Source organism: Psychrobacter sp. 1U2 (assembly GCF_051847575.1).
The window spans coordinates 278,138-284,788 of record NZ_JBPYDC010000001.1 but is presented as its reverse complement, the minus strand read 5'-3'; the positions used below and the strand labels follow the sequence as shown (position 1 = coordinate 284,788).

The following is a 6,651-nucleotide window of genomic DNA, read 5'->3' as shown; positions in this document are numbered from 1 at the left end:
TTCTTAGTCATGGTAAACTCCTCATCGAGTCGTTAGTTTACCAAGTTTAGGTGTACGGTTTCTTCAGCATAGCTCATCATAATCTAGCCTTATACACTATATGAATAATAGCATTCAGAGCCTTTCGACTTATCAAAATAAAATAGACCTATAGTAGGTCTACATATTATTAATATTTTGAACACTAGGATATTGAGGTGTATGCTACTTAGCAATCAATAATCCTACAGTAACTTCAAAACAATACTCATCTTTGTTAGTGATATTGACCGTCCCTTTATGAGCATTAGCAATAGCCTGAACGATAGATAAACCCAAACCTGATCCTGAATGGTGCTGGCTAGTTTTATCATGACGATAAAAGCGCTCAAACAATCGATCTGCTTCGCTTTGGTTTAGAGGTTTTTCTAGAAGGTTAGTAAAAGTTATCTCTAGCCAAGATTGCTTCGCGGTTTGAGTGTTACTTTGATCGTCTTCAAGCATCTTATAATTATTAACGGAAGTATTTGGAGTGTTGACAGTGGCTGATATTGTGACGACGCTATTACTAGCGGCGTAGTAGATCGCGTTTGATAGCAGATTAGCAAATAGCCTTTGTAATAAACCTTCATCGCCTAATACTGCCTTAAAATCTCCTAATTTTACAAAAGTTATTTTACGATCCTCGGCAATCATTTCAAAGTAATCTAACAGCTTATTGATTAGGACCTCAGTATCTACAGTAGTCACTTGCGAATCACTCAGTCCTTTTTGGGTTTTTGCTAGCAGTAGCATGTTGTTAATCATCGCCGATAATTGCTCTAAGGTGTCATGTTGCTGATGTAATTGTTCGACATATTCCTCTTCCTCTCTAGGCTTATTTAACATGACTTGCGTTTGCGTAATTAGCGTCGCTATTGGCGTGCGTAGCTCATGCGCGATATTGTCTGAAAATCGCGACAACGACTCAAAATTGCTTTCAAGCTTAGCCATCATCGAGTTATAGGATTCTGCTAAAGGTCTTAGCTCTAATGGCATATCACTAACTATTACTCTTTCGCTCAATCTTTCAGGATGAATACCTTTCATCCTTTGCACGATAGTGGATAAAGGGGCAAAACCCCAATACACGCTTAAGGCTGCTATTGAAACCAACAGTAGTGTGATGGCAAATAGGATCAGACTAAGTTGACGGTTAAACTGTAATAAATACTGATGATGCACGTCAATGGGTAAGGCGATAAGGGCAAGCATGTCATCGTCTCCAATAACCATAGCTCGATAACGTCTGTCTTTAATATTTATTACAAACTGTCTGTCATCATGATTTTGCTGTAATGATAATAGGTTAAAGTCGGCACTTAATTCATTAGCAAAGTTTTTGGGAGTACTAGATAGCAATCGCCCCTCTTTATCAGCAATGATAGTTTTTAGATCGTAATCTAGCGCTGATGAATGCAGGTGATCATCATTTTCTGTGGCTATTGTAGGAAGTAGATTTGAAGAAGCTTTCGAGCTTAGCGGTTGTTGAGTGTTTGATGGACTTTGAGGCTTAGGTAGTGTCTGAGAGGCTATTTGGTTATCCGCCTCTGTTACGCGCTTACGTAGATTAAAGGCTGCGTGGGTAATGATTTCAGCATCCATTTGCTCAAAATGGCCTTTAACAGAGTGCTGTACCCAGATATAGACTATCAACTGCGATAAAACGACAAATATCGTCAATAAAAACACAGTTCGCCATAGTAAGGGTAAGCGTCGATTGTCCAATCTATTTATCATATTGGCTATCTTCCGTTTCGCTGGCAGCTTTATTACTAGCTGAAACGTTGACAGCATCTAATCGGTAGCCCATGCCACGCACAGTATGAATTAGCTTGGTATCAAACTCATCGTCTATTTTTATACGCAGACGTCTTATTGCCACATCAATCACATTAGTATCGTTATCAAAGTTCATATCCCATACTTGTGAAGCAATGATTGAGCGTGGTAATACTTCACCGCGGCGCTCTAATAGAAACTGTAATAGGGAGAACTCTTTTGCGGTTAGTTTAATGGGCGTGTCTCCTCTATGTACAGTGCGCTTGGCAATGTCCATTTTGAGATCCGCTATTTGCATGAGCGTACTTTTATAGTCGGCTTGATTGGCGCGTCGTAATAAGCTTTTTATCCTGACTATTAACTCTGCAAAGGCAAAAGGTTTGGTCAGATAATCATCACCGCCAATCTCAATCCCCTTGATTTTGTCATCTAAATCATCTTTTGCGGTTAGAAATAACACTGGCGTATGCTTGCCAGCCGCTCGGTAATTACGTACTAGCTCAAAACCGCTAACATCAGGCAGCATAACATCCATGAGTATCACGCTAAACTCTTCAGTCATCATAGCATGGTAGCCATCTAAACCTGTCAGCTGATGATCAACAATGAAGCCTGCTTCACTTAAGCCTTTTTTTACATATTCGCCGAGTTTTAATTCATCTTCTACTAGTAGTACTTTCATAGTAATCCTTCAATATAATTATGATTTTATAATACCCAAATCAATATAAATGACAAAACGGACTGGTATCTGACAAAGATGTCATGCGCTCGTCATCAAATGGTCAGTCTTCGTTTGTTAATCTATACCTATAGTACATAGCGGCTCATTCTTGATACGAGTAGCTACTATGAATTATTACTACAGGTAATTAGTTTCAATATTTAATAATTTATTAAGGATGTTATATGAAAAGCTATCGTTCATTCAAAAAAGTGGTGCTGCTATCCGCTTCGATGCTTATCGGTATATCAGCAGCTAATGCGCATACTACCAATCTAAGCACTTCAACTATCGATAATTGCGATAACTTAACTACGTTTGCCAGAAATCTAGATCACAATAACGCGCAGATGTCTGATGCTCAAATGAAAAGCTATGTTGATGCACGAGTCGCTTGCCAAGTTCAGCATCAAGATCAACATCTGCAGTCTGAAAAGTATTTTATAAAAAAATATGGTAGCGATCGTGATAGAAATGCTGATGCCATACTAAATGAATACGTGCAGCATTAAAATATAAAAGTAGCAAGATGACAATATTGTCATCTTGCTGTCATCTCTCTGTCAGAATCAATAAGTTATGCTTTAGACTGAATTAATATCCTAAAGCTTTATGTACCCTCAACTAAATCAATTAAGGATTAACCATGTCACTCTTTAAATCAAAGTCTTTACCTAAAGCAATCGTAGCCACTGCCGTCGCTCTAGTCGTTTCAACCTCAGCTCTAGCACATGATCCTAAAATGCATGCTGAAAAAGATCAAATGAACTGTGAAAAAATGCAAAAGCATATGGATATGATGGGAAAAATGGATCATAGCAAGATGGACATGAGCGATCCTGCCATGAAAGCGATGATGGCTAACATGGGTAAAATGAAGCAAATGTACCAAAAACACTGCGTTACTAACGACAGTAAATCTTAAAAATTTTAGCTCTGTTAAATAGCAGTCAACACTTAACGGAAATAAATTTTTAGGAAAACATATGAAGTTTTTACTAGGAGTACTTTTCACTGTCGTGGTCGCTATTGTTGGTGTCTTTACTGTGGTTATGAGTGGTGTCATTAATATTGGCGCTGATCAAGGACATAGTCCATTGGTTTATAATTTCTTGGAGACGGCTCGCACCCGTTCAATAGCCTACGCTAGCAAGGACATTATTGTTCCAGATTTAGAAAAAGTAGAGATGATTAGCTCAGGCGGTGCCGATTACAAAGATATGTGCGCAGGCTGCCATTTGTCTCCTGGGGTAGAGAGCACTGATTTTAGTGAGAGCCTATACCCTAAGCCACCTAATTTCACTAATGCGCAAGTAGTTGATCGTTATAAAACGGATGCAGGAGCTCAGCAAAGTTTTTGGGCGATTAAGCACGGTATTATGGCATCAGGCATGCCAGCATGGGGTGCTTCTCATGACGACGATAGAATGTGGGCAATGGTCGCTTTTATTAGATCACTACCTGAGTTAAATGAGAATCAGTATACCATGCTAACCACTAGACTGGATGATGACATGATGGATATGTCACTGAATAGCGACATGATGGATATGTCAGAAGGTGGAGCTGGAATGCAGCATTAATTCTTCCATATTCCTTTATAAAAGCGCAGTGCTAAATAGTGCTGCCTTTTGGGATTTAAACTTTGCCTATACTACACTTAGTTATAGGGTATAAATCTTTAGAAGGTTCAACAGATAAGCAGACGCTTAGGAGTAAGTTATGAGACGCTATATAAATATAATGGGCAATGGACATAAAAAGGTATCAGCTTCTGCTCTTTTACTAGTAGCAACGTCAACAGTAATGGCTTGTAGTCAGCCCGATACTAGTGTTTCAAATTCTACTCAAACTGAGCCAACGCTTGCCACCAAAAGTGCTCAAATAGAGCAACCACAACCGCAAATGATGTCTGTCAGTGCTAATTCAGGTACTGGGTCGACAATTCTACAAAACGTCTCGGCTACAGTTTACAAAGATGCTAATTGTGGCTGCTGCAAAGAATGGGTAGGCTATGCCGAAGGTCATGGTCTAAGCGCAACTGCGCAAGACGTTACAGATTTATCTTTATTTAAAGAGCGTTACGGTGTCCCGCAGCAAATGCGCTCTTGTCATACCACCGTCACTACTAATGGTTATGTTTTTGAAGGTCACGTTCCTGCCAAATACATGGCACAGTTTCTAGCCAATCCGCCAACTGATTCCATCGGTCTTGCGGTACCGAGTATGCCAGTTGGTAGTCCGGGCATGGAATATCAAGATAAATTTATGCCCTATAAAGTCATGCAATTGAACAAGGATGGCAGCACTCAAGTGTATGCGGCTATTGAGTCGCCAGCGCAGCAGATGTAGTTCTATTAATAAGTTATCAGATATATAAGTTCAACTCTCATTTCATGGATTAACTTAGGTCAATATTATGAATAAAAACAGATTTAACCGCAGGCGTTTTTTGACAGGGTCATCCACCTTGCTCGGCGCGTCGATGCTATCCACACTACCGACGATGGCTAATAGTGCTTTAACTAAAAGCCAAAATGTCGTAGTCAATAGTGATAGAGCCGATCACATTGTACCTATACTAACGGGTAATGAATTTGATCTTTATGTCAGTGAGAAGATGATAACGGTCAACGGCAAGTCAAGCATGGCAACGCTGATAAATGACTCACTGCCTGCGCCAACGCTTAAGATGCAAGAAGGCGATACGGTCACCATTCGAGTCCATAATCAGCTGAATGAGTCGACCTCTATTCACTGGCATGGCCTCTTAGTGCCGTTTGAGATGGATGGCGTACCGGGTATCAGCTTTGATGGTATTCCTGCGGGTAGCACCTTCACGTACAAATTTAAACTGACACAGTCAGGCACTTATTGGTATCACTCGCATACTGGCTTCCAAGAGCAGACCGGTATGCGCGGGGCTATTGTGATTGAACCTAAAGGGCGCGAACGCTATCCTATCGAGGAAGACCATGTCATTTTGCTCAGTGATTGGACGCACCGTGACCCGCACAACTTGGTTAAACTATTAAAGCAACGCGCAGACTTTGATAATTATCATTTACCAGATTTTAAAAAGCTACTGTCCGATATTGCCGCAACAGATCTAAAAGCTGCTTTTGATAAGCGCAAAATGTGGAATCAGATGCGGATGATGCCGACAGACTTTACTGATCTGTCTGGTGAAAAAACCTTTACCTATCTGATGAATGGTAAAACCACAGCGGCTAACTGGACGCAACTTGTCAAGGCTGGACAGCCTGTCAAACTACGTTTTATTAATGGTTCAGCGCAGACGATATTTGATGTACGCATCCCCGGCCTAAAAATGAAAGTCGTCGCGACGGATGGGATTGATGTCAGTCCCGTCGATATCGATGATTTCCGTATTGGGGTGGCCGAGACTTATGATGTCATCGTGACGCCCACTAAAGACGCGCATACCATATTTGCTCAAAACATAGATCGGTCAGGCTATGTTGCGACAACGCTTGCTACCAAAAAAGGTGCTCGTCCTGCGATACCTGCTATGGACAAAATCGAATGGCTGACGATGGCCGACATGATGGGCGCCATGGGATCGAATGGCTATAACGCTAAACATGCCAAAACAGAATATGACTTTAAGTCCGATATGCGCGTTGATAGTCCGCGTATGAACCTTGATGACCCTGGTATTAATCTACGTAACATTGATAGAAAGGTTTTGAATTATAGTCAGTTGCGCTCTGTCGGCGATGAGATAATGGCAGAGCAGCGCAAACCCACCAGAGAGATTGAAATACATCTGACGGGAAACATGGAGCGCTATATTTGGGCTCTAGACGGGGTTATGTTCAAAGATGCCGCACCGGTCAATATTAAGCCCAACGAGCGCGTACGTATTACCTTAGTCAATGACACCATGATGAATCATCCCATGCATTTGCATGGTATGTGGAGCGATCTGCGGATGCCTTCAGGTGAGTTTCAAGTACGTAAGCATACGATAATGGTACAGCCTGCACAAAAGATAAGCTTTGATGTCACCGGAGAAGCTGGCAGATGGGCATGGCATTGCCACTTGCTCTATCACATGGAAGCAGGGATGTTTAGAGAAGTTGCCGTTGTTTAATAAACCTTCG

Annotated in this window: 7 protein-coding genes; 5 read left to right on the top strand and 2 right to left on the bottom strand. The window is 41.1% G+C overall.

The annotated features are described in order from the left end of the window. Positions 1–204: 204 nt before the first annotated feature. Positions 205–1,758 (bottom strand): ATP-binding protein, encoded by a 1,554-nt coding sequence (locus ACS8FD_RS01200; protein WP_025645671.1) that lies wholly within the window; start codon positions 1,756–1,758, stop codon positions 205–207. Further along, complete coding sequence (locus ACS8FD_RS01195) at positions 1,748–2,482, bottom strand: heavy metal response regulator transcription factor (RefSeq protein ID WP_439274035.1); 735 nt, start codon at positions 2,480–2,482, stop codon at positions 1,748–1,750. The genes ACS8FD_RS01200 and ACS8FD_RS01195 overlap by 11 nt, the downstream gene beginning before the upstream one ends. 227 nt (positions 2,483–2,709) lie before the next feature. Here ACS8FD_RS01195 and ACS8FD_RS01190 point away from each other — a divergent pair, with 227 nt between their 5' ends. The 5 genes from ACS8FD_RS01190 (at position 2,710) to ACS8FD_RS01170 (ending at position 6,641) form a co-directional block, all read left to right on the top strand. Continuing rightward, entirely contained in the window at positions 2,710–3,036 is a 327-nt protein-coding gene (locus ACS8FD_RS01190; protein ID WP_439274034.1) for a hypothetical protein, read from the top strand. Between the two features lie 134 nt (positions 3,037–3,170). Next, on the top strand, positions 3,171–3,449 hold the full coding sequence (locus ACS8FD_RS01185) for a hypothetical protein (RefSeq protein ID WP_093068416.1): 279 nt from the start codon (positions 3,171–3,173) through the stop codon (positions 3,447–3,449). Between the two features lie 61 nt (positions 3,450–3,510). Next, on the top strand, positions 3,511–4,107 hold the full coding sequence (locus tag ACS8FD_RS01180) for a c-type cytochrome (protein WP_025645677.1): 597 nt from the start codon (positions 3,511–3,513) through the stop codon (positions 4,105–4,107). A 139-nt stretch (positions 4,108–4,246) separates the two neighbouring features. After that, positions 4,247–4,876, top strand: a complete 630-nt coding sequence (locus ACS8FD_RS01175; RefSeq protein ID WP_025645678.1) for a DUF411 domain-containing protein — start codon at positions 4,247–4,249, stop codon at positions 4,874–4,876. 67 nt (positions 4,877–4,943) lie between these two features. Next, positions 4,944–6,641 carry a copper resistance system multicopper oxidase gene (locus ACS8FD_RS01170; RefSeq protein ID WP_439260842.1) on the top strand — a complete coding sequence of 566 codons (1,698 nt, stop codon included), beginning with the start codon at positions 4,944–4,946 and terminating at the stop codon, positions 6,639–6,641. The last annotated feature ends 10 nt before the right edge of the window (positions 6,642–6,651 follow it).